Annotated in this window: 24 protein-coding genes; 15 read left to right on the plus strand and 9 right to left on the minus strand. The window is 71.8% G+C overall.

The features are described 5' to 3' along the window. Positions 1–1,332: an SGNH/GDSL hydrolase family protein gene (locus ACIGYR_RS07980; RefSeq protein WP_399596362.1), complete on the minus strand. Its 1,332-nt coding sequence runs from the start codon at positions 1,330–1,332 to the stop codon at positions 1–3. A gap of 196 nt (positions 1,333–1,528) precedes the next feature. Here ACIGYR_RS07980 and ACIGYR_RS07985 point away from each other — a divergent pair, with 196 nt between their 5' ends. Together ACIGYR_RS07985 and ACIGYR_RS07990 are read left to right on the plus strand one after the other, a co-directional pair. Beyond that, positions 1,529–2,842 (plus strand): DUF445 domain-containing protein, encoded by a 1,314-nt coding sequence (locus ACIGYR_RS07985; protein ID WP_399596360.1) that lies wholly within the window; start codon positions 1,529–1,531, stop codon positions 2,840–2,842. Between the two features lie 288 nt (positions 2,843–3,130). Next, a complete protein-coding gene (locus tag ACIGYR_RS07990; RefSeq protein WP_399596359.1) occupies positions 3,131–4,678 on the plus strand; it encodes an MFS transporter in 1,548 nt (515 codons plus the stop codon). Between the two features lie 214 nt (positions 4,679–4,892). On the opposite strand, the gene ACIGYR_RS07995 is transcribed toward ACIGYR_RS07990, so the two are convergent. Further along, positions 4,893–5,345, minus strand: coding sequence for a hypothetical protein (locus ACIGYR_RS07995; RefSeq protein ID WP_399596357.1), 453 nt, complete (start codon positions 5,343–5,345; stop codon positions 4,893–4,895). Between the two features lie 312 nt (positions 5,346–5,657). Between ACIGYR_RS07995 and ACIGYR_RS08000 the strand changes: the two genes are divergently transcribed. Next, positions 5,658–6,626: a GlxA family transcriptional regulator gene (locus ACIGYR_RS08000; RefSeq protein WP_399596355.1), complete on the plus strand. Its 969-nt coding sequence runs from the start codon at positions 5,658–5,660 to the stop codon at positions 6,624–6,626. A 74-nt stretch (positions 6,627–6,700) separates the two neighbouring features. Here the strand turns inward: ACIGYR_RS08000 and ACIGYR_RS08005 are convergent, their stop codons facing one another. Further along, entirely contained in the window at positions 6,701–7,003 is a 303-nt protein-coding gene (locus tag ACIGYR_RS08005; protein ID WP_391845143.1) for a hypothetical protein, read from the minus strand. Between the two features lie 167 nt (positions 7,004–7,170). Here ACIGYR_RS08005 and ACIGYR_RS08010 point away from each other — a divergent pair, with 167 nt between their 5' ends. Beyond that, complete coding sequence (locus tag ACIGYR_RS08010; protein WP_399596550.1) at positions 7,171–7,602, plus strand: Hsp20/alpha crystallin family protein; 432 nt, start codon at positions 7,171–7,173, stop codon at positions 7,600–7,602. Positions 7,603–7,947: 345 nt separating this feature from the next. Beyond that, entirely contained in the window at positions 7,948–8,433 is a 486-nt protein-coding gene (locus ACIGYR_RS08015) for a DUF2267 domain-containing protein (protein WP_399596353.1), read from the plus strand. Between the two features lie 225 nt (positions 8,434–8,658). Here the strand turns inward: ACIGYR_RS08015 and ACIGYR_RS08020 are convergent, their stop codons facing one another. Together ACIGYR_RS08020 and ACIGYR_RS08025 are read right to left on the minus strand one after the other, a co-directional pair. Beyond that, positions 8,659–11,796 (minus strand): DUF3427 domain-containing protein, encoded by a 3,138-nt coding sequence (locus ACIGYR_RS08020; RefSeq protein ID WP_399596548.1) that lies wholly within the window; start codon positions 11,794–11,796, stop codon positions 8,659–8,661. A gap of 249 nt (positions 11,797–12,045) precedes the next feature. Then, positions 12,046–13,056, minus strand: coding sequence for a hypothetical protein (locus tag ACIGYR_RS08025; RefSeq protein WP_399596351.1), 1,011 nt, complete (start codon positions 13,054–13,056; stop codon positions 12,046–12,048). Between the two features lie 299 nt (positions 13,057–13,355). Here ACIGYR_RS08025 and ACIGYR_RS08030 point away from each other — a divergent pair, with 299 nt between their 5' ends. Further along, positions 13,356–14,231 carry a class E sortase gene (locus ACIGYR_RS08030; RefSeq protein ID WP_399596349.1) on the plus strand — a complete coding sequence of 292 codons (876 nt, stop codon included), beginning with the start codon at positions 13,356–13,358 and terminating at the stop codon, positions 14,229–14,231. Between the two features lie 157 nt (positions 14,232–14,388). Here the strand turns inward: ACIGYR_RS08030 and ACIGYR_RS08035 are convergent, their stop codons facing one another. After that, positions 14,389–15,783, minus strand: a complete 1,395-nt coding sequence (locus ACIGYR_RS08035) for an MFS transporter (protein WP_399596348.1) — start codon at positions 15,781–15,783, stop codon at positions 14,389–14,391. A gap of 137 nt (positions 15,784–15,920) precedes the next feature. On the opposite strand from ACIGYR_RS08035, the gene ACIGYR_RS08040 reads away from it, so the two are divergent. The 4 genes from ACIGYR_RS08040 (at position 15,921) to ACIGYR_RS08055 (ending at position 18,809) form a co-directional block, all read left to right on the plus strand. Next, positions 15,921–16,469, plus strand: coding sequence for a winged helix-turn-helix transcriptional regulator (locus tag ACIGYR_RS08040; RefSeq protein ID WP_391845586.1), 549 nt, complete (start codon positions 15,921–15,923; stop codon positions 16,467–16,469). Between the two features lie 29 nt (positions 16,470–16,498). Then, positions 16,499–16,822, plus strand: a complete 324-nt coding sequence (locus tag ACIGYR_RS08045; protein WP_399596347.1) for a DUF6412 domain-containing protein — start codon at positions 16,499–16,501, stop codon at positions 16,820–16,822. A gap of 141 nt (positions 16,823–16,963) precedes the next feature. Next, on the plus strand, positions 16,964–17,674 hold the full coding sequence (locus ACIGYR_RS08050) for a YidC/Oxa1 family membrane protein insertase (RefSeq protein ID WP_399596346.1): 711 nt from the start codon (positions 16,964–16,966) through the stop codon (positions 17,672–17,674). A 277-nt stretch (positions 17,675–17,951) separates the two neighbouring features. Further along, entirely contained in the window at positions 17,952–18,809 is an 858-nt protein-coding gene (locus ACIGYR_RS08055) for a fumarylacetoacetate hydrolase family protein (protein ID WP_399596344.1), read from the plus strand. A gap of 318 nt (positions 18,810–19,127) precedes the next feature. Here the strand turns inward: ACIGYR_RS08055 and ACIGYR_RS08060 are convergent, their stop codons facing one another. The 3 genes from ACIGYR_RS08060 to ACIGYR_RS08070 form a co-directional block, all read right to left on the minus strand. Beyond that, entirely contained in the window at positions 19,128–19,994 is an 867-nt protein-coding gene (locus ACIGYR_RS08060) for an LLM class F420-dependent oxidoreductase (protein WP_399596343.1), read from the minus strand. 96 nt (positions 19,995–20,090) lie between these two features. Continuing rightward, positions 20,091–20,594, minus strand: coding sequence for a heme-degrading domain-containing protein (locus ACIGYR_RS08065; RefSeq protein ID WP_391845159.1), 504 nt, complete (start codon positions 20,592–20,594; stop codon positions 20,091–20,093). Then, complete coding sequence (locus ACIGYR_RS08070) at positions 20,594–21,667, minus strand: Gfo/Idh/MocA family oxidoreductase (protein ID WP_399596341.1); 1,074 nt, start codon at positions 21,665–21,667, stop codon at positions 20,594–20,596. Before ACIGYR_RS08070 ends, ACIGYR_RS08065 begins: the two co-directional genes overlap by 1 nt. A 56-nt stretch (positions 21,668–21,723) precedes the next feature. On the opposite strand from ACIGYR_RS08070, the gene ACIGYR_RS08075 reads away from it, so the two are divergent. The 5 genes from ACIGYR_RS08075 (at position 21,724) to ACIGYR_RS08095 (ending at position 26,261) form a co-directional block, all read left to right on the plus strand. Next, a complete protein-coding gene (locus ACIGYR_RS08075; protein WP_399596339.1) occupies positions 21,724–23,148 on the plus strand; it encodes an ROK family protein in 1,425 nt (474 codons plus the stop codon). Positions 23,149–23,576: 428 nt separating this feature from the next. Beyond that, positions 23,577–23,951 carry a hypothetical protein gene (locus ACIGYR_RS08080; protein ID WP_399596338.1) on the plus strand — a complete coding sequence of 125 codons (375 nt, stop codon included), beginning with the start codon at positions 23,577–23,579 and terminating at the stop codon, positions 23,949–23,951. 179 nt (positions 23,952–24,130) lie between these two features. Further along, complete coding sequence (locus ACIGYR_RS08085) at positions 24,131–25,156, plus strand: hypothetical protein (RefSeq protein ID WP_399596336.1); 1,026 nt, start codon at positions 24,131–24,133, stop codon at positions 25,154–25,156. Between the two features lie 222 nt (positions 25,157–25,378). Next, positions 25,379–26,023, plus strand: coding sequence for a GntR family transcriptional regulator (locus ACIGYR_RS08090; protein ID WP_399596334.1), 645 nt, complete (start codon positions 25,379–25,381; stop codon positions 26,021–26,023). A gap of 43 nt (positions 26,024–26,066) precedes the next feature. Then, the gene (locus ACIGYR_RS08095) at positions 26,067–26,261 is read left to right on the plus strand and encodes a hypothetical protein (RefSeq protein ID WP_399596333.1); all 195 of its coding nucleotides are present in this window, start codon (positions 26,067–26,069) and stop codon (positions 26,259–26,261) included. The last annotated feature ends 18 nt before the right edge of the window (positions 26,262–26,279 follow it).

Here is a 26,279-nt window from a genome sequence, read left to right on the forward strand (position 1 = left end):
TCACAGCTCCGCCTGCCCCGCGCCGTCGAGCGTGCGCAGGTCGAAGACCTCGGCCATGGTGCGGTAGCCCAGGTCGCTGGGGTGCAGGTGGTCGCCGGAGTCGTACGCGGGGCCCAGTCGGCGCGGGTCGTAGGGGTCCTTGAGGGCTTTGTCGAAGTCGACGACGGCGTCGTACACGCTGCCGGCCCGGATCTCTGCGTTGATCTGCTGTCGTACGGCTTCCCTGGCGGGTGTGTAGCCGCGGTGGCCCTTGAAGGGCATGAGGGTGGCGCCGACGACCTTGAGGCCGCGGGCGTGTGCTTGGCGGACCAGGGTGCGCAGGCCGGTGAGGATGCGGTCGGGGTCGGCGAGCCGGGGGTTGCGCAGGATGTCGTTGACGCCGAGGTCGATGACGACGGCCTTGGTTGCGGGGTGGGAGAGCGCGTCGCGGCCGAAGCGGCCGAGGCCGCTCTGGTTCTCGGCGGGTCGGCCGAGGCCGTCGGCGAGGACCTGGTTGCCGCTGATGCCTTCGTTGACGACGCTGTAGCGCGGCAGTTGTTCGCCGTTCTCCAGGGCGTTGTGCAGTCGGCCGGAGAGGATGTCGGGCCAGCGGTGGTTGGCGCCGGTGGTGGAGGTGATGCCGTCGGTTATGGAGTCGCCGAAGGCGATGACGGTGCCGGCGGCTTCGTTGCTGAGGACGTCGAGGGCCGTCAGGTAGCGCCAGTAGGGGGTCTGTTCGGTGTACGGGGTGCCGGTCGGGTCTTCGGCGCGGTCGCCGGTGGCGAGGTACGAGGTCTGCCGGGCGTGCGGGTGGTAGGTGACCGGGCCGGACGGGGTGGGGGAGTAGGTGGTGACGAGGACGTCGGCGCCGTGGGGGACGGCCAGGCGTACGGCGTCGCTGACGGCTTGTGCGCCGGCGGGTATGACGATGCCGGTGCGGCCGTTGAAGGTGAGGCGCCGCATCGTTTCGGCGGTTGCGGCCGCGGTGCCGTCGCCGGTGGAGAGGGCGAGGGAGGCGTGGGTGAGGGTGAGGGGTGACTGGCCGTAGAGATTGGACAGCGTGACGCGGGCACTCGTACCGCCGGTGCTGGCGTGCACCACGTTGCGGACCGAGCGGCCTGCCAGGCCGGTCACCTCGGTGCCGGGTTCGCCGCCGACGGGTGCGGTGGCCCAGGTGCCGACCCAGGTGCCGGTGGAGGCGGGGGCGGCGGAGCCGTGGGGTGGGCGGGTGTCGGCGAGGGTGCCGCGGGGGGTGCCGTCGTCGGCGGCGACGGTGACGTAGATGGCGGTGGACAGGGCCACGACCAGCGCGACGAGTGCGCTCAGGACGGCATAACCATGATGCTTGGCCATGCTTGTGGGGGTTCTCCTCGGAGAGGGGAGCCCGAGGCTCCGATCATGCTGGACCCATGATGCGTCATGGGTCGGGGAGACCTGACAGGACCCTGCCATTACTCCCGTTCAGACAGACGTCGGGAACTCGTGTTCCGTTCCGGGAGTCGGTCAGGAAGGGACAATTGTGGGCGGGATCACCGAACGGGTGGAGCTGATGGAACCTACCGAGACGGGAACACCGGGGCGGGTCGGGTCGTACCGGACGATGACGGCGTTCACCCCGGCCGACGAGGAGCGCCGGCGCGGGGTGCGGCGCATGAAGCTCACGGCGACGGGTCTGCTGTTGTTCGTGGCGGTGGTCTACGTCCTGGCCAAGTTCGCCGCGCACGAGGGTGCCGGGGGGTGGGCGGAGTATGTGGCGGCGGCTGCCGAGGCCGGCATGGTCGGTGCCCTCGCCGACTGGTTCGCCGTGACCGCGCTCTTCCGGCATCCGCTGGGGCTGCCCATTCCGCACACGGCGATCATCCCCACGAAGAAGGATCAGTTGGGTGTGTCGCTGGGTGAGTTCGTGGGGGAGAACTTTCTCTCCGAGGACGTCGTGCGGCAGCGGCTGCGCGCGGTCGGTATCGGCAGCCGGCTCGGCGCCTGGCTGGCGGAGCCGGAGCACGCGGACCGGGTCACGGCGGAACTGGCCACGGCGTTGCGTGGGGCGCTGACCGTGCTGCGTGACTCGGATGTGCAGGCGGTCGTCGGCGAGGCGATCACCCGGCGGGCGAACGCCCAGGAGATCGCGCCGGGTATCGGCAAGACGCTGGAGAAGATCGTTGCCGACGGCGGGCACCGGCGGGCGGTGGATCTGGTGGTGGCCCGTGCGCACGACTGGCTGGTGCTGCACCGGGACGACGTGATGGTGGCCGTGGAGGGCGGTGCGCCCGGCTGGACGCCGCGGTTCGTGGACCGGAAGGTCGGTGAGCGGGTCTACAAGGAGTTGCTGCGGTTCGTCACCGAGATGCGGGACATGCCCTCGCATCCGGCCCGTGGCGCGCTGGACCGTTTCCTCACCGATTTCGCCTCCGACCTTCAGTCCGACACGGACACGCGGGCGCGGGTGGAGCGGCTCAAGGGTGAGGTGCTGGGCCGGGGCGAGGTGCAGGACCTGATCGGGTCCACGTGGTCGGCCGTGCGGTCGATGATCGTGGCGGCGGCGGACGACGAGCGCAGCCAGTTGCGGCAGCGGGTGCGGGCCGCGCTGCTGTCGCTGGGTGCGCGGATGGCGACGGAGCCGAAGGTGCAGGGGAAGGTCGACCGGTGGGTGGAGGGTGCGGCGGTGCACGTCGTGACGACGTACCGCAAGGAGATCACGTCGTTGATCACGGACACCGTGGCCGGCTGGGACGCTGAGCACACCACCCGGAAGATCGAGGCGCACATCGGCCGTGACCTGCAGTTCATCCGGATCAACGGCACGGTGGTGGGGTCGCTGGCGGGGGTACTGATCTACGCGGTGTCGCGCGGGCTGGGGGCCTGACGGCGTTCGGGCCGGGGCCGGGGCCGGGGGCCGGGGCTGGGGCGGGGGCCGGGGGCCGGGGCTGGGGCGGGGGCCAGGGGCGGGGTGTGCGGTTCCGGGGGAGGTCCGGTCGGGCGGTTCCACGGGGAGACCCAGCAGGTGTTCCGGGCGGACGCCCCGCCGGGCTGTTTCGCGGGGAGGTCCGGCGGGGCTGTTCCGTGGGAAGGGCCGGCCCCGGCCGGGCTGTCTCCGGTCTATTTCGAGCAGGTCCGGGCACCCGGTACCCGTCCTTCGGCGAGGAGGGAGCCCATGAGCGCAGCCGAGGCCGAGACCGGCCGGACCATCACCACCGACATTCCTGCTCGGCTGGACCGTTTGCCCTGGTCACGCTGGCACTGGACGATCGTCATCGGCCTGGGCACGGTGTGGATCCTGGACGGCTTGGAGGTCACGGTCGTCGGCAACATCGCCAGCCGGCTGTCGGAGCCGGGCAGTGGCCTGTCGATCTCCTCAGCCCAGGTCACCGGTGTGGCCGCCGCGCTGTATGTGGCCGGTGCCTGTGTCGGTGCCCTGTTCTGGGGTCGCCTCACGGACCGGTGGGGCCGCAAGAAGCTCTTCATGATCACGCTGGCGGTGTATCTCGCCGCGACGGCTCTGACGGCCGTCTCCTGGGAGGCGTGGTGGTTCTTCACGTTCCGCTTCCTGACCGGCTTCGGCATCGGCGGTGAGTACGCGGCGATCAACTCCGCGATCGACGAGCTGATCCCGGCCGACTACCGCGGCCGGGTCGACCTGATGATCAACGGCAGCTTCTGGCTGGGCGCGGTCGGCGGTTCGCTGCTGTCGATCGTCGCGCTGAACACGGACCTGGTGGCCGCGAACGTCGGCTGGCGGCTGACGTTCGCCCTGGGCGCCGTCCTGGCGCTCGTCATCCTCCTGGTACGGCGGCATGTCCCGGAGAGCCCGCGCTGGCTGTTGATCCACGGCAGGGACCGGGAGGCGGAGGAGATCGTCACCGGTATCGAGCGGCAGGTGGAGGCGGAGAAGAGTGAGCGGCTGCCCGAGCCGCGGGGCGAGCTGGAGATCCACCAGCGCAAGAGCGTGTCGTTCCTGGAGATCGCCCGCACGGTCTTCGGCCAGTACCGCAAGCGCGCGGTGCTCGGCTTCTCCCTCTTCGTCGGACAGGCGTTCCTGTACAACGCGATCACCTTCGGCTTCGGCGCGATTCTGACCAAGTTCTTCGACGTGCCGTCCGATCACACCGGCTACTACTTCGCGGTGATCGCGGTCGGCAACTTCTGCGGCCCGTTGCTGCTGGGCAAGCTGTTCGACACGGTGGGCCGGCGGGTGATGATCTCCGGGACGTATCTGCTCTCGGGTGTGCTCCTGTTCGGGACGGCGTGGTTGTTCGGCCGGGGTTCGCTGAGCGCGACCACGCTGACCGCCTGCTGGTGCGTGGTGCTGTTCTTCGCCTCTGCGGGCGCGTCCAGCGCTTACCTCACGGTGTCGGAGATCTTCCCGATGGAGACGCGGGCGATGTCCATCGCCTTCTTCTACGCCCTCGGCACGGCGGCCGGTGGTATCAGCGGGCCGCTGCTGTTCGCCGACCTCACGAGCACCGGCAAGGTCGGCGACACGGTCCTCGCCTTCTGCGTCGGCGCGACGCTGATGTGCGTGGCCGGGCTGGTGGCGGCGTTCTTGGCGGTACGGGCCGAACGCCGGTCCCTGGAGGACATCGCCCGTCCGCTGACGGCGGTGGCGAGCCGGGCCAAGGCGGCGACGCGGAGCGCGTCCCGGGGGCCTGGTCGGGGGCCGGGCCGTGGTCCTACGGCACCGCCGGCGGCGAGCAGTCCGTGACGGCGCCGGTGCCAGTGCCGGTGCCGGTGCTGGTGCCGCGGCTGCCGGTGCTCGGCTGATGGCGCTGGTGCCGATACCGCGGCTGCCGGTGCTCGGCTGACGGTGCCGACGCCGGTACCGCCCCCGACGGTGCCGGCGCCTTGAGGCGCCGGTGCCTCGGCTGAGCTTGCCGGTGCCGGTGCCGGTGCCGGTGTCGGTGTCGGTGCCCGGTCTGTCAGGCGCCGGTGGTGGAGCCCGGCCGGACGATCATCAGGACCGTCACGGCGGCCCACAGCAGGTTGAACAACCCGGTGAACATCGCGAGCCGGGCGGTCACGGCGGCCGTACCGTCGCCCTCGACGAATGCGCTCTGGGTGGGCAGGACGAGCGCGGCGAGCACCAGCACGGCGAGTGTGGTCAGCGCGATCGACACGATCAGCCAGGTGCTGCCGAGCACCCCCATCCGGCTCGCGGTGGCGAACCCGAAGACCGGGACGACGACGCCGACGACGGCGTACACGCGGCAGATCCGGTGCAGCAGACGCAGCGTTTCGGTGGCACCGGGGTCGTCGGGCCCGGCGGCCAGGGCCCGGCGGGCCGCGGGCGGGAACATGCTGGCGGCGACGGCGACGGGACCGACGGCGAGTATCGCGGCGATGACGTGGACGGCGAGCAGGAACTTGGTCACGGGAGGACGGTAGGGGCGACGGGACTCCCGCGACAGTGGCGAGATTGCCACTGATCAACGGATTCCCGCCACTCCCCTCACTCCCGCCACCGTTACGTCACTCCCGCCGCCCGCCACCGCGTGCCGCAGACGCCGTTCTCCGTAGGCCGACGCACGGTTGCGGACACCGTCACCCGCTGCCGCTGCCGCTGCTGCTGCCGCACGGTTGCGGACACCGTCACCCGCTGCCGCTGCCGCTGCCGCACGGTTGCGGGCACCCGCTGCCGCTGCCGCACGATTGGCGACAATCCGTCGTACGCCTATCTTCCTGCCATGCACACTGTGGCCGTACTGGCGCTGGACGGCGTCATCCCGTTCGACCTCTCCGCCCCCGTCGACACCTTCGGCCGGGCGCGACTGCCCGACAGCCGGGAGCCGTACCGGGTGCGGGTGTGCTCGGTGTGGGACGAGGTGAGCGCCGGTGCCTTCACGGTGCGGGCGCCGTACGGCCTGGACGCGCTGGCGGAGGCCGACACGATCATCCTGCCGGGGGTGGCGGAACCGCCGGAGACGCTGCCGCCGGGGGTCGCCGAAGCGCTCTGCTCGGCGGCGGCGAACGGCACGCGCATCGCGTCGATCTGCGTGGGCGCGTTCCTCTTCGCGGCGACGGGCCTGCTGGACGGGCTGCGCGCGACGACGCACTGGGTCGCGGCCGGCCGGCTGGCGGCACTGTACCCGAAGGTGACCGTCGATCCGAACGTCCTGTACGTCGACAACGGCCAGTTCCTGACGTCGGCGGGCGCGGCGGCGGCACTGGACATGTGCCTGCACATGATCCGCAGGGACTTCGGCTCGGCCGTCGCCGCGCACGCGGCACGGCTGTCCGTGATGCCGTTGGAACGGGAGGGCGGGCAGGCGCAGTTCATCGTCCATGACCTGCCCCCGGCCCCGGCCGGCGCGACCCTGGAGCCCCTGCTGCGCTGGCTGGAGGACCACTGCGACCGCGACCTCGCGCTGCACGAGATCGCGGCGAAGGCCGGCCTGAGCACCCGTACCCTCAATCGCCGCTTCCGCGACCAGACCGGGACGACGCCGCTCCAGTGGCTGCACCGGGCGCGGGTGCGGCGCGCCCAGTACCTGCTGGAGACGACGGACCACCCGGTGGAACGGATCGCCGTCCAGACGGGGTTCGGCTCACCGACGGCCTTCCGGGAACGGTTCCGCCGGGTGGTGGGGACGAGCCCGCAGGGGTACCGGAAGGCTTTCCGGCAGGGCGCCGAGAACTCCTCCGAGACCGGCTGAGGACCCCCGCCGCGGCACGCACGGCCGGTCGGCGCTGTGTGTGAGGCGGGTCGACGCCGGTGATGGACGGTTGCTCAGCCCTTGCGGTCGGCGACGGCCCAGGAGGCGAGGGCGACGGCGCCGGCGACACCGAGGACGGACGGCCAGGCACCGACCTTCTTGGCGAGCGGGTGGGACCCGGCGAAGGCGGCCACGTACGCGGCGCTCAGCGCACCCGCCGCCTTCCCGCCGGCCCGCTCGCGCCACTGCTGCGCGGCCGCGGCACCGGCGACGGCCAGGACCGCACCGCCCAGCTGCCGCTTCTTCGTCCAGCGGGCGACGCCGTAGCCGCCGACGAGTCCGGTGGCGGCGACGACCGCGCTGGGAACCCTGGCCATGAGTGCTCCTCGTGTCCGTGTGTCATCCCTTATGTCTGCCCTGAGGCTAACGCGCAGGCCGGAGGACGTAGCCAACCTGAGTCGAGGCTTGTCAACTTTCCGGTGGTGGGCTATATAAAGAGGCGTAGGGCATCGCACCCAATCGCTGAAGAGAGGAGTGACCCGTGATGCTCATGCGTACCGACCCGTTCCGCGACTTCGACCGCCTCGCGCAGCAGGTCTTCGGCACCGAGGCCCGCCCGTCGGCGATGCCGATGGACGCCTACCGCTCCGGGGACGACTTCCTGGTCCACTTCGACCTCCCCGGCATCGACCCCGAGACGATCGAGCTCGACGTCGAGCGCAACGTCCTCAACGTCCGCGCGGAGCGACGCGGCCCGGCCCCCGAGGGCGCGGAGATGCTGGTCGCCGAACGCCCCAAGGGCACTTTCACCCGCCAGCTGTTCCTGGGCGAGACCCTTGACAGCGACCGCATCGACGCTTCGTACGAGGCGGGTGTCCTCACTCTGCGCATCCCGGTGGCCGAGCGGGCCAAGCCGCGCCGCATCCAGATCAGCGGCGGCAGCAGCGGCGGCGACCGCAAGCAGCTCAGCGGCTGACGGCGGCCCGGCGCCGGCCCGGCCCGACACCGATCCGGCCGCCGGCCCGGCACCGGCCCGGTTGCTGCCCCCGAAGTCACGGACGCGTCCCGAGGCCGAGCGAAACCGGGACGCGTCCACACGACACGGCACCCCCGATCCGCCGCCCCGTGCCATGCCGGTGGCCCCCACACCATCACGCCCCCCACCCCCACCCCACCCCATCCCACCTCACCTTGCCGAGGGCACCACACGTCGCATGACACCACATGCCGCACATTGGCCGAACTCCCGCTCATGTCCCCCGCATTACGGGGTACCGGGCTTGTCGGTGCCCCGAAGTGTCCCGGAGGAGGAGCCACCCCGATGACCGTGACGACCCCGCAGCCGAGAACGACCATCCCCGCCCCCACCTCGTCGCTACGCCCCCGCACCCGGGAGACGGCCGAGGACGCCGGCTGGCTGGAGCTGACCGAGGCGGTGCGCGAGGCGGGCCAGTACCCGACGAGGGCGGAGGCGGACCACATCACCCGCACCGTCCTCGCCGCCCTGGGAGGCCACGTCACCGGCGACGAACGGGTGGCCCTGGCCCAGGCCCTGCCGCCCGAGGCGGGCCGTCTGATCGCATCCCAGATCCCCGCGGCCCACCCCTTGACGGCACGCGAGTTCGTCGACGCGGTGGCGACCCGCATCGAGGGTTCGACCCCGGCCACGGCCCGCTGGGACGTCAGCTCGGTCCTGAGCGTCCTCTCGACCCACCTGGGCGAAACCCTGACCACCGACGTCCTGGCCCAGCTCCCTGCGGGTTACGCCCTGCTTTTCGGCCGTGCGGAACTGGCGGCAGCGGCCTGACAAGCACCCGAACTCCGGGCGCCATCCCAAAGGGGCGGCGCCCGCCGCCTTTCCGGCGAGCTCAGCTACCGCTCATCCCCCGCCCGGTCCAGCTTCTCATCTCGCCACGCACCAAGCTCCGAACAGTCCGTTCATCTCTGCTCGTGTGGTCAGGAGCCCAGGGGGGATCGACGGTATGCCCAACCTTGACGTTAGCTGACTGGACTGACGGCCAAGTTTGGCCAACTAGCCTGCGTTGATGGCTGCGTAGGTCCATACGTCGGCTGGAAGCTCATGCTCCAGACGCCATGTGATGGCCATCGGCTTGCTGCCAGTGTGGTGCTCGTATGTGGCCGGCCCGAGGAGCATCCACGGCTGAGACTTGCCTATGTCGGTGTTCTTGTAGCGTCGCATGAACAGAAGAACGTGGCTGCCGCGAGCACTATGGTGCTGGTAACGCAGGCCGGTGGGGGAGTCGGCGGCTATCGCGTTCTGGGACTCCCAGTGGAAGAGCGTGGGGCTCAACGCGTAGTCCTTGTACCGGATGGTGGGTGAGAAGTCCTTCTCGTTCTTGTCCAACGTGACGAGCAGAGCGTCCGTTTGGAGTGCCTCGACCCATTGCACGCCCTGTGCAAAGGAACGGGGCATTTGGCCGCCGAAACGAGCCACTCCGAGGGCGGCGAGGATCTCAGAGCGGTTGTAGGCGCTGTGAACCTTCAGTGGCACCTTGCTGAGGGGGGCAGACAATGGGATGGGGAAATGGTCTGCTTCCTCGACGACGTGCGCAATCACCTGCCGTAGCTCGTCCCGGAGCGCTCGCTGGGTACGCAGCGACTCCAGCCCCTGCTGGAAGCTGGTGAAGCCACCTGCGTTGTCCCAGAGGTTGAAGAACAGCATGCGGGCGTAGGACTGGTCCGTGGGGCTCAATTCCTCGTACAGCGGAGCATCGTCCTGGAGGAGACGGAGGTAGGCGTCCGCGCGCGCCGTGTCGTCCACGTGCAGGAAGGCGTGGACCCGCTTGAGAAGCGCGGCTTCCCCGTGGGGTGCGGGTTCGTCGACCAGTCCGGCGCGGCGTAGGACCGAGGTCCAGGAGTTGTCGCTCTTGTACAGCTCCTTGATCTCCCGGCGGCTCTCCCGAAGGTAGTCGGCGAGGCGTGGCGTGCCATAGGTCCTGGCCTCCTTCACCAGCGTCTTCACGGTGGCACCCAGCTGTGTCCGGATGTTGTTGAGGACGAGCTCTTTCGACTTGCCCTCCAAGATGATCTGGCAACCGGACGGCAACTGGGGGAAGTCGTGCTCGATGTGATCGAGGAGTCGGTTCCGCGACAGATTGGTCAGGGCACGGAACTGCTCTTCGAAGCGGAACTCGGCTCGATGCTGCCCGATGAAGTCGAGGACGGTGAGCACGGGCTTCGATTCGGTTCTCCTCAGCCCGCGGCCCAGCTGCTGTAGGAACACCGTCGCGCTGTTGGTGGGACGGAGAAGGAGCAGGGTGTCGACGTCAGGGATGTCGAGTCCCTCGTTGAACAGGTCGACCGAGAAGATCACTTGGAGCTTGTTGTCCCGAAGGTCGGTCAGTGCTTGGGAGCGCACACCGGAGGGCGAGTCACTGTCGAGGGCCACTGCCTTGAAGCCGACCTGGCGGAAGAAGTCCGCCATGAAGTGGGCGTGTGCCTTGGACACGCAGAAGCCCAGCGCCCGCATGCCGCCTGGATGGGAGACCTTGTCGCGGATCTGCTTCACGACGATCCGGGCCCGCGCATGGTTGCCCGTGTAGAGGTTGTCCAGTTCCTGGTCCGCGTATGAACCCTTCTGCCAGCCAAGGTTCGTCAGGTCCGTGCCGTCCGGGATACCGAAGTAGTGGAAGGGGCAGAGCAGGTCGTTCTCCAGGGCTTCCCAGAGCCGCATTTCAGCGGCGATCCGGCCTCCGAAAAACTCGTCCTGGACATTGAGGCCGTCCATCCGCTCTGGGGTGGCCGTCAGGCCCAGCAGCTCCGTTGGCGTGAAGTGGTCGATGACCCTTCGGTAAGTGGTAGCCGTCGCGTGGTGGAACTCGTCGATGACGATGATGTCGAAATGATCGGGAGCCAGTTGTTCGAGACGTTGAACATTGAGTGATTGGACGCTGGCGAAGACATGGTTCCACTCGCGTGGATCCTGCCCCGCGTGGAGGAGCTCTCCGAACGACGCGTCGTCCAGCACCTCCCGGTAGGTGCGTAGAGACTGCTTGAGAATCTCCTTGCGGTGGGCGACGAAAAGCAGCCTCGGTCGGCCGCCTTCCGACGTGCCGCACAGACTGCGGTAGTCCAGTGCGGCCATCACCGTCTTTCCGGTTCCGGTCGCCGCGACGAGAAGGTTGCGGTGCCGCTGGCGGAGCTCACGTTCGACGGTGAGCCGCTCCAGCATGTCCCGCTGGTGAGGGAAGGGGCGCACCTCCAGCCCAGAAAGGCTGATCCGAGCATCGGCGCTAGAGGTGCTGCCGCCCGCCAGGGCCAGTGCTTCGTCGAGACGTGTGCTGTGTAGGTCGGGGTCGTACGTTTCGAAGGCAATGTCGTTCCAGTACGCGTCGAAGGTTGCCTCGAACTTGTTCAATACGGCAGGTGTCGCGACGGACGACAAACGTACGTTCCACTCCAGGCCGTCGAGAAGTGCCGCCTTCGACAGGTTGGAGCTGCCGACGTATGCGGTGTCAAAGCCTGTTTTGCGCCTGAACAGCCAAGCCTTGGCGTGCAGCCGAGTGGAACGGATCTCGTAATTCACCTTGACGGTCGCACCGAAGTCCCGGACCAAACGGTCGAGCGCCTGGCGGTCAGTGGCGCCGATGTAGGTGGTCGTGATGACACGGATCGGTACGCCTCTCTCCTTTGCGGCGCGCAGTGAGTCTTCGAGGACCCGGATGCCATACCACTTCACGAACGCGCAGAGCAGGTCAATGCGGTCCGCCGTGGCGAGCTCCGCCCTGAGTTCGGCACCGAGGCTGAGGTCTTCTGGAGAGTTGGTGATGAGTGACGTCTCGGACAAGGGGGTCAGGGGGCGCAAGGCGTACACACCTGGGGCCTCCTGTCTCGCGAGGGTCAGTAGCTGGCGTGGCCCCTCAACGATGGTGCTGATCTCGTCGGCGTCACCCGCTTCAGGTGCACTTGCGGCGGCCACTGCTTCGAGGATCCGGTTCGCGACCGTGACCCGCTCTCCAGCCGGAAGTTGGGCCAGCCTTTGGCTTACAGCTTCACCGATGTAGCGAGCCATGACGTGAGGCGCTGATTCCGCGCTGACCTCGGCGTCTATGGCTGTCCAGCCGGCTGTCTGAAATCGCGCCAACTCGTCGCGCACGTCTCGCGTAATCAGCTTCTCGTAGACGCCCGCGATCGGCTCGGACCGGCCCATCGGTTCTGCCACGGCTGTTTCCCCCTGATCCTTCGGGCGCTCGTGCGCGCTCATCCGCGCCGATATGGATCAGTTCTAACAGCAGTCACTGACAAGTGAAGGTTGTGTGGCGAAAACGGTTCCGGCGCCACCCGAAGTCCCGGGCCGCCCTTGGATCTGCCGCTCCAGCGCAGAAGGGGAGCGAGTGGGCGGCCCAGGCGATCCGGGCACCGCATGGGGCGGAGTCGTAGGGGGCGGGCAGAGCCGTTGCTACGACCCGTGGCAGGCGTCGTAGCCCTGGGTTGAGCCGCACCAGCACTCCGCCCCCCTCTGCGGCGGCCAAGCCACCGCTCGCCCCCTGGCCGCCAAGGTCGTCGCGTACTGCGGTAGCAGGGTGGCGTCGTGCGGGGACGCGCCCTCCGAGGCCGCGAACGCCTCGTACGACGGGACCGTGCCCGTGACGATGCCCAGGTTCGGGGTGCCGGAGGCGGAGAGTTCGCGGAGGGAGGACTCTATGGTCGCCAGGTGGGCCTCGTGGGACGGGTACTCCGAGGTCAGGGTCGGGTACGTCGACAGCAGTTCCGTCAGTTCCGGGGCCGGCCAGTGCAGGACCGCCACCGGGAAGGGGCGGGAGAGGGCCTCTCGGTAGGCGCCCAGTTCCGCTCGCAGGCGGGAGATCTCCGCCTCCAGTTCCGCCGGGTTGTCCGAGCCCAGGGACCACACGCGTTTCGGGTCGTGGAGCTCGTCCAGGCTGACCGGGGACGTGTGGAGGGTGTCGGCGAGGGTGTCCCAGTCGTCGTGCGGGAGGCCCAGCATGCGGCGGACGCGGTGGCGGCCGTAGAGGACGGGGTGGGTGGCGGGGGACGGTTCCGTGGAGCCCGGCAGGAGCAGGTTCGCCGCCTCCGTGAAGGTCTGAGCCGCCGCCTCCAGCTCGTCGTGGGATTCGAGGGCCTCGGCCACGATCACCCAGGGGGCCGGGTCGCGGGGGGCCGTGGTGCGGATGCCCTCGATGATCGCCCTTGCCTCCGCCTCGTGGCCGTACTCCCAGAGGTTGGACGCCTTCAGGGCCCGCACCAGGTGGGGATCGTCCAGGCCGCCCGCGGAGCTCAGCAGGCGGTCGTAGACCGTGGTCGCCGCGGGACGGTCACCGGACAGTTCCAGGTGGGCCGCCGCCCGCAGGAGGAGGGTCTCGGCGTCCTCGGGGTACAGGCCGGCGGTCCGCTCCAGGCGTGCCGCTTCGGCGGTGTGGTCGACGTTCTCGGCAGGCGTGTCGGGGCGCATGGGGGACACCGTACTGCCGGGCGGTGACAAAAGTGAGGCGGGGAGGGGAGCGCAGGGCGGTCCGCCGCCCTCCCCCTTTCTCACAGCTGCCTCCCTCCGCCTCGCCGCTGTCCTTCCGTTGTCCTCCCGCTGCCTTCCCCGCTGTCTTGGAGGTGGTGAGGAGGATGTCGGCAGAGCGCCGCCGGGTAGGTCACCGGCCGTGGCGGCCGAGACCCGGCAGGGGTCAGGGCCTTCTGTCTCTGGCCAGTTGAGGGCGCTGCGCCTATCGTGCGGGCGGCTCCGGCTGGAGGTGGGTGCGGATGCGGGCTGTGGCGGGTGTGCGGGTCGTACGGCACAGGGACCGGCGGCGGCGTGCCCGGTGCAGGCAGGTGCTGTGGGGCGGTGGCGAGGTGCTCGTGTCGGCCGGGCTGGTTCTCCTGCTGCTGGTCGTGCACCAGTTGTGGTGGACCAACCGCGAGGCCCGGCGCGGCGCGGAGCGGAAGGTGGCGGCGCTGGAGCGGGAGTGGGGGAGCGGTACGGGGGCCGCCGACGGCGGGGCGTCGTCGTCCGGCGGTCCTGACGGCGGCGGAGGTTCCGGAGCCTCCGGTGGTCGAGGAGCCACGGGAGATGGTGGGGGCGGTGGGGGTGGGTCCGGTGCGGCCTCCGCTGGGGGGCCGGGCTCCGGGAAGTCGGGGGAGTCCGGCGCGGTACGGGGCTCGTACGACCCCGCGCCCCCGCCCCGGCGGTCACAGGCGTACGCCGTGCTCACCGTTCCCCGGCTGGACCTGCGCGTCCCCGTCGCCGAGGGCGTGAGCAAGGCGGACGTGCTCGACAAGGGGTACGTCGGTCACTACCGCGGGACCCAGCAGCCGGGGCAGGCCGGGAACTTCGCGCTCGCCGGGCACCGGAACACGCACGGCGAGCCCTTCCGGTACCTGCCGCGGCTGCGGCGGGGGGACGCCGTCGAGGTGGAGACGCGGTCGGCGACATACACGTACGACGTCGACCAGGTGCTGCCGCGGACGTCGGCGACGGACTCGGGGGTCGTCCGGCCGGTCCCGCGCTCGCTGGTGCGGCCCGGGTACGGGTACGAAGAGCCGGGCTACTACCTCACCCTCACCACCTGCACGCCCGAATTCACGTCCCGGTACCGGCTGGTGGTGTGGGCCAAGCTGGTGTCCATGCGGCCGAGGTGAGCCGGCACCGAACCTCCACCGCCCCGCTCCGGCACGCCGACCGCTCCCGCCTCCGCACGCCGTCCGGCTTCGGCTTCGGCTTCCGCTCGCCTATCGCCCAGGCTTCCGCACATCGTCCGGCCCCGGTCCCGCACGCCCACCGCCCGGCCCCGCGCTCCTACCGCTCCCGCTCCCGCAGTGCCAGCACCCCCGCCGCCCCCGTCGCCGCCAGCCCCGCCGACACCAGTAGGGCGATGTTCGCGCCCCGGGCCAGGTCGTCGGCCGACGTGGCGAGGGCGATGGTCAGGGCCACGCCGGCGCAGGAGCCGATGTAGCGGAAGGTCTGCTGGGCGCCGGAGCCCATCGCGGCTCGCTCGCGCGGTACCGACTCGACCGCGAGCAGCGGCAGCGCGCCGTTCAGCAGGCCGCTGCCGATGCCGCCGACGATCAGCCCGGGCAGCAGCCGTGCCCAGGAGCCGGAGCCGATCGCGCCGAGCATCGTCACGACGGCGATCGCGTGCAGGGTGAAGCCGAGGGCGAGCTGGGTCCGTGGGGCGATCCGGCCGGCCAGGTGCTTGACCTGGAGGGCGACGGCGAAGCTCAGGCCGGACCAGAGCAGGAACAGCCAGGCCGTGGTCAGCGGGGAGAGCCGGAGGGCCTGCTGGAGCAGCGCCGGCAGGAAGCTGAACATGCCGATCACGGCCAGGCCGGTGAACAGTCCGCCCGCGGAGGAGGCCAGGAAGCGGGGGTGGCGCAGCAGCCCGAGGTCGATCATCGGCGTTCCGGTCCGCCGTTCCACCGCGACGAACACGGCGAACAGGACGACGGCCGCGCCGAGCAGCAGACCGACCGGGGTGCGCAGCCAGCCGTCCCGGCCCAGGGTCAGGGCCGCGACCAGCGCCACCAGGGCCAGGCCGAAGGTGAGCGCGCCGAGCACGTCCGGCCGGCCGCCGCGCGGGGCGCGGGACTCGGTCAGCGCCCGGCTGCCGAGCGCGGCCACGACGAGGGCGCCGGCGCCCAGGACGCCGTAGCCCGCCCGCCAGTTCGGCAGCGCGCCCGCGAGCAGCGGGCCCACGGCGATGCCGCCGCTGACGAAGGCGCCCCACACACCGGTGGCGTGCAGCCGGCCGCGCGGGCTGGGGAAGGCGTGCACGATCAGGCCGAGGGCGCTGGCCAGCAGGGCGGCGGAGGCCGCGCCCTGGGCGATGCGGGCCAGGGTGAACTGCCAGGTCGACGTGGTGAACGCGGCGAGGGCGGTGGTGAGGCCGAGGGCCAGGGTGCCGGCGAGGAAGATCCGGCGGCGGCCGTAGTCGTCGGCGAGGCTGCCGGCCACGAGCAGCAGGGCGGCGAGGCCGAGCGGGGTCCCGTTGAGCAGCCACGCCTGGGCGGAGAGCGGGGTGTGCAGGTCGCTCGCGGTGTCCGGCAGCGTGACCATCGGGGCCGTGTACGTCATCAGGGCCACGGTGGTGGCCGCGCTGGTCAGGGCCAGGGTGGCGCGGGGACGTGCCGGGGCGTCCTGGGGAGCGGCGGCGCGTACGACTGCGGGGGTTGTGGCGGAGTCGAGCCGGGTCATGGCCTTTCCTGTCCTTTCGGGGCCCCGGTCCGTCCGGCGGAGCCGACCACCGTCGGTTCGGTCATTGAACCGACCTGTCCCCGCCACGGTAGCACCATAGGTTCGTTCACTGAACCATCCTGCGGCCAGTGGTTACAGTGGAGGGCATGGCACTGGGCAAGGACTACGTGACGCAGGAGTGCTCGATCGCCCGCGCGCTGGAGGTCGTCGGCGAGCGGTGGACGCTGCTCGTCGTCCGCGACGCGATCTACGGCGTCCGGCGCTACAACGACTTCCTCGTCCACCTCGGCATCCCGCGCGCCGTCCTGTCGGCCCGGCTCCGCACCCTCACCGAGGAGGGCATCCTGGAGAAGCGCCGGTACCAGGAGACGCCGCCGCGGGACGAGTACGTCGTCACCGAGCGCGGCGCCGCCCTCTGGCCCGCGCTGCGCGCCCTCGGCCAGTGGGGGCGCGAGTACGTCGACGGCCACCGGCTGCGGTCCTTCCGGCACGTGGACTGCGGCGGGAACGTCGAGGCGTACGGAACATGTGCCGCCTGCGGAACTCTCGTGCCGGTCGCGGACGTTGTCATGGTGCCGGGCCCGGAACTGGACTCCGCGCCGACGGATCCGGTCAGCAGGGCGCTGCTGCGGCCGAAACGGTTGCTGGAGCCCCTGGAGACCGATCCGGTGCACCTGGCACACTGACAGCGAGTGAAGGGAAGGGGGGAGTGCCGATGAACGGCCGTGTCGCCACGCGTGCGTTCGCCGCCCTCGCCCTCCTGATGCCTCTGGCGCAGCTGCTGCTGCTCCAGTCCGCCCTGCACGACACCGGTGGCCTGGGCACCGCCGTCGCTCTCGCCGCGACCGCCACCGCCACGCTCTCCGTCTGCGCCCTGCTGGCCGCGCGCACCGTGCCCGCCGTACCCCCGACCCGCGTCCGCACGGCGATACGCGACCGGGCCCGCCGTACGGCCTTCCTGCCCCAGCGCGATCCCGACGCGCCCGGGCGGCGGCGTCCCAGAGCGCCCGGACACGCCCGTCCGGCGACCGCCGCGTAGGGCACGTCCTCACACACGCCAGCGCGTGACCCCGCGCGGGTCGTCATGCCGATTTCCACTCATCACCGGTGCGTCCCGTCCCGTCGCTTACGGACGCCCCGGTTGCTTCCGGCACGACGAGACCCCTCGGAGGGCTCACCCATGTCCGTCTTCGCCCGCCTGGTCGAGCACCTCGCCGACCTGCTGACCCCGCTCTTCCACGCCTCCGCGGCAGCCGCCGCGATCGTCCTGTTCACCGCCCTCGTACGGCTCCTCGTCCACCCGCTGTCCCGGGCCGCCGCCCGCGGCAGGCGCGCCCAGGCCGCCCTCCAGCCGCGGATCGCCGAGCTGCGCGAGAAGCACGGGAAGAATCCCCAGCGGCTCCAGCAGGCGGTGCTGGAACTGCACGCCGAGCAAAAGGTCTCGCCGCTCGCCGGCTGCCTGCCCAGCCTGCTCCAGCTGCCCGCCTTCTTCCTCCTCTACCACCTCTTCTCCAGCACCACGATCGGCGGCGAGAGCAACGGCCTGCTCGGCCACCGTCTGTTCGCGGCACCGCTCGGCGGACGCTGGACCGACGCGCTCACCGACGGTGGGATGGCCGGTCCCGCCGGACTGGTCTACCTCGGCCTCTTCGCCCTCGCCGCGGCCGTCGCCACCGTCAACTACCGGCGCGCCCGGCGGACGGCCACCCGGCAGCCGACCCCGGTCGCCGCCGGTGACCAGGTGCCCGGCCTCGCCGCGATCGCCCGGTTCACGCCGTTCATGTCCTTCTTCACCCTCGTCACGGTGGCGGTCGTTCCGCTGGCCGCCGCGCTGTACATCGTCACCAGCACGGCCTGGGGCGCGGCGGAACAGGCCCTGCTGTACCGCTGAGCCACGCGCCGCACGGCTGATCAGCGCCCGCCGTACCGCTGAACCACGCGCCGTGCGGCTGGGCGGCGCCCGCCGCACCGCTGGGCAGCGCGCGCCGCACCGCTGGGCAGTGTGAACCGACCGCTGGGCAGTGTGAGCTGACGCGCTGAGCGGTCATCGTTACGGTCCAGTACGTGAACAGGGTCTTGCGGAGTGGACAGGGTGATTGGAGGATCGACCAGTCCTCCGATGGCCGCACTCATCGACGGGGCGCCCGCGATCGAGGGAGATTGTGACCATGAAGCTGCTGCGAGTCGGTACGGCGGGGGCGGAGCGGCCCGCACTGCTCGACGCCGAGGGGACCTTGCGGGACCTGTCGGGCCTCGTGGACGACATCGACGGCGTGCTCCTCGCCGACGACACCGCGCTCGGCCGGGTGCGGGCGGCGGCCGAGGCCGGTGAGCTGCCCGCGCTGGACCCGGCCGGCCTGCGCGTCGGGCCCCCGGTCGGCCGCATCGGGAAAGTGGTGTGCATCGGGCTCAACTACCACGACCACGCCCGCGAGACGGGCGCCGAGCCGCCCTCCGAGCCGGTCGTCTTCCTCAAGGCGCCGGACACGGTCGTGGGGCCGTACGACACGGTGCTGGTGCCGCGTGACTCGGTGAAGACCGACTGGGAGGTCGAACTCGCGGTCGTCATCGGCCGTACGGCCCGCTATCTGGACTCGGCCGAGGAGGCACTCGCGCACGTCGCCGGGTACGCGGTCGCGCACGACGTCTCCGAGCGGGAGTTCCAGATCGAGCGGGGCGGCACCTGGGACAAGGGCAAGAACTGCGAGACGTTCAATCCGCTGGGGCCGTGGCTGGTGACGGCCGACGAGGTGGCCGACCCGCAGGCTCTCCCACTGAAGCTGTGGGTGAACGGCGAGCTGAAGCAGGACGGTACGACGGCCGAGCAGATCTTCTCGGTCGGGGAGGTCGTGCGCTACCTCAGCCGGTTCATGACGCTGTACCCCGGGGACGTCATCAGCACGGGGACACCGGCGGGGGTGGCGATGGGGCAGCCCGAGCCCAAGCCCTATCTGAGGGCCGGGGATGTCGTCGAGCTGGAGATCGAGGGGCTCGGACGGCAGCGGCAAGAACTCAAGGACGCGTAGACGCTCAGTCGGCAGCGCCGGAGAACCGCGTCCCAGGTCGGTTGCCGGTTGCCGGTTGCCGGCTGTCGGCTGTCGGTTGCCGGCCACGGGCCGTCCAGGCCGATCGCGTCCACACCAGGGGCCGCTGCCGAAAGGGGCCGCTGCCGAACGCGGCCCGCACGCCCGCAGCCAGCACGCCGCAGCCCGCACGCCCACGGCCCCGCACGCCCGCCGCCCACGCCGGGCGGGGTCGCGTGCCGGACGTGGCCCGTGCGCCCGCCGCCCACGCGGGGCGGGGGCGCGTACCGGACATGGCCCGCGCCCCCGTGGTCGGTTCCGTCACGCCAGCAGAGAAGCGAGGGTGCGCCATTCCTTCCTGGGGAGGGTGGCGCCCGTGTTCGCCGTCACCACCTGGAGGGCCACGTGGTCCGCGCCCGCCTCGTGGAAGGCCGCGACGCGCTCGCGGATCCGGGCCTCGTCGCCCCAGGCGAAGACCGCGTCGATGAGACGGTCGCTGCCGCCGTCGGCGATGTCGTCCTCCGTGAAGCCCAGGCGCAGGAAGTTGCCGGTGTAGTTGGGAAGTTCCAGATAGCGGACCAGGTAGGCGCGGGCCGTCTCCCGGGCGCGGGCCGGGTCGGACTCCAGGACCACCTTGAACTCCGGGGCCAGCAGCGGCCGGTCGCCCAGGATCTCGCGGGCCTGGGCGGTGTGCTCGGGCGTGACCAGGTAGGGGATCGCGCCGGCCGCCCGGTCGCGGGACAGGCCCAGCATCCGGGGGCCCAGCGCGGCGAGCACCCGGCGGTCAGCGGGCACGCCCGCCTTGTCCAGCTCGTCGAGGTATCCGGTCATCGCCGAGTAAGGGCGGCGGTAGTCCTTGACCAGCGGGCCGTGGCTCACCCCGAGGCCCAGCGCGAAGCGGCCGGGATGGGCCGCGTCCACCTCCGTGAAGCCGGCCGCCGTCGTGTCGGCGTCCTGCTGCCAGACGCTCTGGATGCTGGTGCCGACCACGACGCGGCGCGTCGCCCCGAGGAGCGGTGCCGCGTGGTCCGCGGTGCTGTTGCCGCCCAGCCAGACGGCGCCGTATCCGAGTTCCTCCAACTCGGCCACGGCCTCGTCCAGTTCGCCGCGCCGGTCCGGGTCCTCCGAGCGCAGCTCGACGCTCCAGATGCCGTACCGGCCGACGGTCTCCTTCAATGAGGTGGTCATCGGGCGTGAATCCCTCCGGTGGTGGGCTGTGCCGTGATCATCACGGCTCCGGCTCTTGCCAACCGCAGGGCGTCCCGGGGTGATTCCCGCGTTCCCTCAGTCGGCCGAACGGCCGAGGAACTCCTCCAGCGCCTCCACCACCAACTTGTGGTCCTGGAGCTGGGGCAGGCCGGAGACGGTCACCGTGCCGATCACGCCGGCGCCCTCGACCGTGATCGGGAAGGAGCCGCCGTGGGCCGCGTACGCGTCCGGGTCGAGACGGGAGGACTCCTCGAACGTCGTGCCCTTGGCCCGGAAGCGGGCGCCGACCAGGTAGGAGGCGGCGCCGTAGCGCTCCACCACCCGGCGTTTGCGGGCGATCCAGGCGTCGTTGTCCGGGGTGGAGCCCGGCAGGGCGGCGTGGAAGAGCTGCTGACCGGCGCGGTGGATGTCGATGGCGACCGGCGCCTGCCGCTCCCGGGCCAGCTCCACCAGGAGCGAGCCGAGGGCCCAGGCGTCGTCATGGGTGAACCGCCGCAGGACCAGGCGCCGTTGCTGCGCCTCCAGTTCCTCGATGGACGGGGTGAGCTCGGGAGTGGTTCCAGGAGTGGACCGGGGCATCAGAGGGTCACCGTCACCTTGTCGCGGGCGGACCTGCGGGCCGCTTCCAGTACGTCGAGCGCGGCGGCCGCCTCCAGGGCGGTCACCGGGTTGGGGCCGGTGCCGCGCAGGGCGTCGGCGACGGCCGTGTAGTAGGCGGGGTAGTCACCGGGGAGCGTCGGCACGGGGGTGCCGCCGCCGGTCAGCGGGGACTCCCCGGAGCCGATACGGCCCCACAGGGACTCGTCCTCCGCGCCCCAGTCGGCGATGGCGCCGGGTCGGCTCCCCTCGCGCAGGGCCGCTTCCTGTGGGTCCAGGCCGTACTTGACGTAGCCCGCGCGGGAGCCCAGCACGCGGAAGCGGGGGCCGAGCTGGGCGGCCGTCGCGGAGACGTAGAGGTGGGAGCGCACGCCGCTCGCGTGGGTGAGCGCGATGAAGGTGTCGTCGTCGGTCTCGGCGCCCGGGCGGCGGATGTCCGTCTCGGCGTACACCTCGGTGACCGGGCCGAAGAGGACCAGGGCCTGGTCGACGACGTGGCTGCCGAGGTCGTAGAGCAGACCTCCGATCTCCGCCGGGTCGCCGGACTCGCGCCAGCCGCCCTTGGTCCGCGGACGCCAGCGTTCGAAGCGGGACTCGAAGCGCCAGGCGTCGCCGAGTTCGCCGTCCGCGAGGAGCCGGCGGAGGGTCAGGAAGTCGTTGTCCCAGCGGCGGTTCTGGAAGACCGAGAGGAGCAGGCCGCGCTCCTCGGCGAGGGCGGCGAGATCGCGGGCCTCGGCCGCGGTGCCGGCGACCGGCTTGTCCACGACCACCGGCAGGCCCGCCTTGAGGGCGGCCGTGGCCAGCGGGACGTGCGTCTTGTTCGGGGAGGCGATGACGATCAGGTCCAGCTCGGCCGCGCGGTCGAACAGCTCCTCGGGGGTGGCGGCCGTCCGCACGTCCGGGAACTCGGCACGGGCCTGCTGCTGCCGCTCCGGGTTGGAGGTGACCACCGTGTCCAGGGCGAGGCCCTCGGTGGCGGCGATCAGCGGGGCGTGGAAGACGGAGCCGGCGAGGCCGTAGCCGATCAGGCCGACGCGGAGGGGAGTAGCAGTCATGCCTCCCACTTTGGCAACGCTGTTGCGGAAGTGCAAGCGGTGGGGAGAATGGGGTCGTGAACAGGACAAGGGCGACGACGGGTGCGGCGACCGGGACGGCGGCCAGGACGACGCCGAGGAGCGGCGGTCCGGCGGGGGCGAATCTGGGCCTCGTACGCAGTCACAACACCGCTCTGGTGCTGGGCCTGCTGCGGGACGCCGGGGCCGAGGGCATCAGCCGGCTGGAGCTGGCCGAGCGCACCGGGCTGACCCCCCAGGCGGTCAGCAAGATCACCGCGCGGCTGCGGGAGCAGGGGTTCGCGGCGGAGGCCGGGCGGCGCGCGTCGACCGGGGGCAAGCCGCGGACCGTACTGCGACTGGTGCCGGAGGCGGGGCACGCGGTCGGGGTCCACCTGGACCGCGACGAGCTGCGGGTGGTGCTCGTCGATCTCGACGGCGCCGTGGTGGGGGAGCGGCACGGGGACCTGGACCTGGGGGCAGGCGCGGAAGCCGTGCTGGGGGCGGTGTGCGCGGCGGTGCGTGAGGTGGTCGGGGAACTGGCGGTCGCGGGCCAGACGGTCGCGGGCCAGACGGTCGGGGCACTGGCGGTCGGGGGCCAGGCGGGGGAGGCGCTGGAAGGTGGGGAGCTGGACGGCGGGGGCCTGGCGGAGAAGGCGCTGGACGGCGGGGCGCTGGACGGAGGCGACCTGGGTGGAGGCGACCTGGCGGGGGAGGAGCCGGGTGAGAGGGGTGGGTCGGTGGCTGGTGGGGGTGTGGTTGCCGGTGGGGCGGTGGCTGGTGGGGGTGCGGGGCTCGCCGGGGTCGGATCCTTGGTGGGGGTGGGGGTCGCGCTGCCCGGGCCGTTGGACCATGCGCACGGGGTGCTGCACCGGGTCACCGGATTTCCCGAGTGGGACGGCTTTCCGCTGCGGGACGCCCTCGCGGAGCGGCTCGGGGTGCCGGTGGTGGTGGACAAGGACACCAATGCGGCGGCGCTCGGGCTGGCGGTCGGGGGCGCGGAGGAGGTGGCGGGCGGGTCCTTCGCCTATCTGCACCTCGGTACGGGGCTCGGTGCCGGGCTGGTGATCGGCGGGAGCGTGCACCGCGGCGCGCGGACCGGGGCGGGGGAGTTCGGGCACCAGGTGGTCCAGCTGGACGGCCCGCTGTGCGAGTGCGGGAACCGGGGCTGCGTGGAGGTGCTGTGCCTCGCGGCGGTGGCGCGGGGCGAGGTGGCCGAGGCGGCGCGGGTGCTGGGGGTCGCGGCCGGGAATCTGGTGGGGCTGCTGGACATCGACGTGGTGCTGCTCGGGGGGCGCACGGTGGCCCGGGCGCCCGGGGCGTATGTGCGGGGGGTCGGTGAAGTACTGGGGGCGCGGGCCCGGCGGGAGGGGACGAGCGGGGGCGGTGTGCCGGTGCGGATGGCCCCGCGGGGCGAGCGGGTGGTGGCCGAGGGGGCCGCGCAGTTGCTGTTGGCGCCGTTGTTCGGGCGGGGAGACGTCTGAGTCGTGAGTCGGTGCCTGGTGCGGTCCGGGAGCCGGAGAGGCGGCACCGCCTGCGGTCTCACGGCACCCGAAACGCTCTCCACGGCCTTGGCGGCATTGCACGGATGCACGGGTGCACGGGTGCACGGGTGCATGGGTGTCTCGTGCCGCTTCGCGCGGCGACCGGGGCGTCGCCCGCCGCCACGGGATGGGTGACGTGTACGGGTGCATGGGTGTCTCGTCCCGCTCCGCCCGGCGACCGGGCCGTCGGCCCCGCCACCACGAGAGGGGTGAGCGGATCCGCGGCGTCCGCGAGGAGCGGAGCCTCAGCCGGCAGGACGCCACCCCACCGCGCACCCGCCCCCACGACCCCCGCCGCGGGTATGGGGAAGGAGGGCCGGGTACTCGACGCATCCGGTCTTCCCCGTTCGGCAAGGAGGGCACACGAAGTGCATTCGACCAGGACGAGAACGGCCGCGGGCCTGCTGGGAGCCCTCGCGCTCTGCCTCACGGTCCCCGCCCCTGCCTTCGCGGACACGGGCGCGGGCGCGGATCGGGCGCCGGAACGGAAGCCCGTCGCGTACTGCGGCACGGACAAGGCGACCGGGCTGGCGGTGTGGGCCGCCGAGAAGGGGTCCTGCGCGACCGCTCTCGAGGTGGCGGCCGCCTACACCAAGGTCTCGAATGGTTCGGCGGCCGCGCCCGTCGAGGTCCGCGCGGCCGGTACCGCGTGGAAGTGCCGGGAACGCCAGGGGGACCCCAACCCCTACCAGGAATGCGTCAGCACGAGTGACAGCGGTCGATGGGTCAGGCTCTCGTCCTGACCGGGAATCCCGCACCGGAGGTCCGTCCATGGTGTGGTGGTCGAGCGGAGTGCGGGGGCGTGCGGCGTGTCTGAGGTCCTGGCCGGGGGGCCGGGCGTGCGCCGATCGGGGGGACCTCGCCGGCGTGCCCGGAGTGGCGGCCCTGGTCCCTCCGGTGCTTCCGGCATGGTCATGTGTTCATGCGACTGCGTACGTCCCTGTCCCTCGGCCTGGCCGCAACCGTCGCCCCCGCCGCCCCCCTCCTCCTTCTCCCGGCGGGGGACGCGCACGCGCTCGCCGAGCCCGCCTGTGCGGGCGCCGACGCGCGGGCCTTCCCGCTGGCCACCCGGATCCGGGGTGGGCCCGGTTCTTTCGAGGCCGGCGGCGGATACGGCACCTGGTACATCGACCTCACCAACACCACCCGTACGACCTGCGCCGGCGTCCACCCGGTCGTGGTCCTCGTCGACGACAAGCGTGCCCTGCGGGCGAACCAGCCCCAGCTGGACTTCTACGACGGGCCCAAGGCCCGGCCGGTGACCTTCGAGACCACCGATCAGCAGGAACTGGTCGGTGTGCTGGCGGGCTCCGGATTCGGCGGGTTCACCGTGCCGCCCGGCAGGACCGTCAGTGTCCGGGTCCGGCTCGCGCTCACCTCCGACGCCGTGTCCGACCAGGTCACCGCCCACGTCGCCGCCGTGCAGCGGCGCGGCGAGGACGGGGACTGGGTGGGGGAGTCGAACGCCTACCGCTTCGGGATCGACCGGGAGCGGGAGAACACCCAGGACCCGCAGGAAACCGAGGACCCGCAAGAGGACACGCAAGAGGACACGCAGGAGGCCCAGGACAAGCAGCATCCGCAGGCCCCGCAGGCCCCGCAAGACCCGCAGGACTCGCAGGACACGGGCGCCACGGGTGACACGGGCGCCACGGGTGACACGGGCGACACGGAGGACGGCCCGGACACGCTGGACCCCCAGGACACGGCGGACGCCCCGGACCCCGGGGACGCGCAGGAAGCGGCAGGTGTGCCCACCGTCCCCGCCGGCAGCGCGGCGCCCACCCCCACCGGCACCGGCGCCCCGGACTCCTCCCTCTCCCTCGCCCGGGAGGCGCGGGAGCTGGCGCGCACCGGGCCGGGGCTCGCCCTCGGGCTGCTCGCCGCCGTCGCCGCCCTGCTCGCCGCGGGTGCCGGCGCGTTCCTGCTGGCCCGCAGCCGTCGCTGAGCCGGGTTCCGTCCGCCGTCCGTGGTGACCTCTCGGGGGATTACATGAACGACCAGGCGCCGGCCCGCAGTCGTCGCTGAGCCGGGTTCCGTCCGCGGTCCGTTCGGCGCCGTCCGTGGTGACCTCTCGGTGAGTTACGTGAACGACCAGGCGCCGGCGCCGCAGCCGTCGCTGAGCCGGGGCCCGTTCCCGGGGCGTCTACCCGTCTGCGACGATCCCTGCGTGGACTACCCGAACGACCAGGCCCCCGGTGCCCCCGTCCGCTCCGGAATTCCCGAGCACGGGCGCATTCCCAAGTACTACGCGGTGAAGGCACGGATCGCCGCGCTGCTGGAGGAGCTGGGCGAGGGCGGTGTCATCCCCACCGAGCGGGACCTGGCCGAGCGCTACGACGTGGCCCGCGAGACCGTGCGGCAGGCCGTACGGGAGCTGGTGCTGGAGAGGCGGCTGCGGCGCCGGGGGCGCGGGACGGTCGTCGCCGGGCCCAAGCTCGCCCAGCCGCTGTCCCTCGCCAGCTACACCGAGGGCGTACGCCGGCAGGGGCGGACGCCCGGCCGTACCCTCGTCACCCTCGACCGGTTCCCGTGCCCGGACGCGCCCTACGCGGCCGGCCTGGTCACCAAGGCCCCGCACAGCGAGAACGGCGAGAAGCTGCTCGACTTCATGCCGGCGCGGAAGCAGCAGCAGGAGGTGAGCGAGATCGGCGGCGGGTTCAGCGCCCGCAAGGACGTCAAGGCCACCGACGCCAACGCCATCGTGCTGACCAGGCTGATGGACGGCGTCGAGGTCTTCGAGCCCGACTGGAACGACATCGACAAGAACCTCACCTCGTACGTCGAGGACTGGAAGTCCGCCACCGGCAGCTGAGTCCTCCGGAGGTCCGGCCGCCCCCGCGGGTGCCGTCTCGCGGGTGCCGCCGCGCCGAGGCTACGACGGCGGCACCCCGGTGACCGTGCGGACGTACACCGCCGACGTGCCCTCGCGCACCGAGACCGTCACCCTCCAGGTGCCCGCGGGAGCGGCCGGCGCCCGGGTCCGCTTCCGGTACACCGGCGGCGACAACTGGTTCCGGGTGATCGACGGGGTCAGGATCGGCCCGTTCTGACTAGGCTGGGGGCGTCGG

The sequence above is a fragment of the Streptomyces sp. NPDC053076 genome (assembly GCF_044546845.1).
GTDB lineage: Bacteria > Actinomycetota > Actinomycetes > Streptomycetales > Streptomycetaceae > Streptomyces.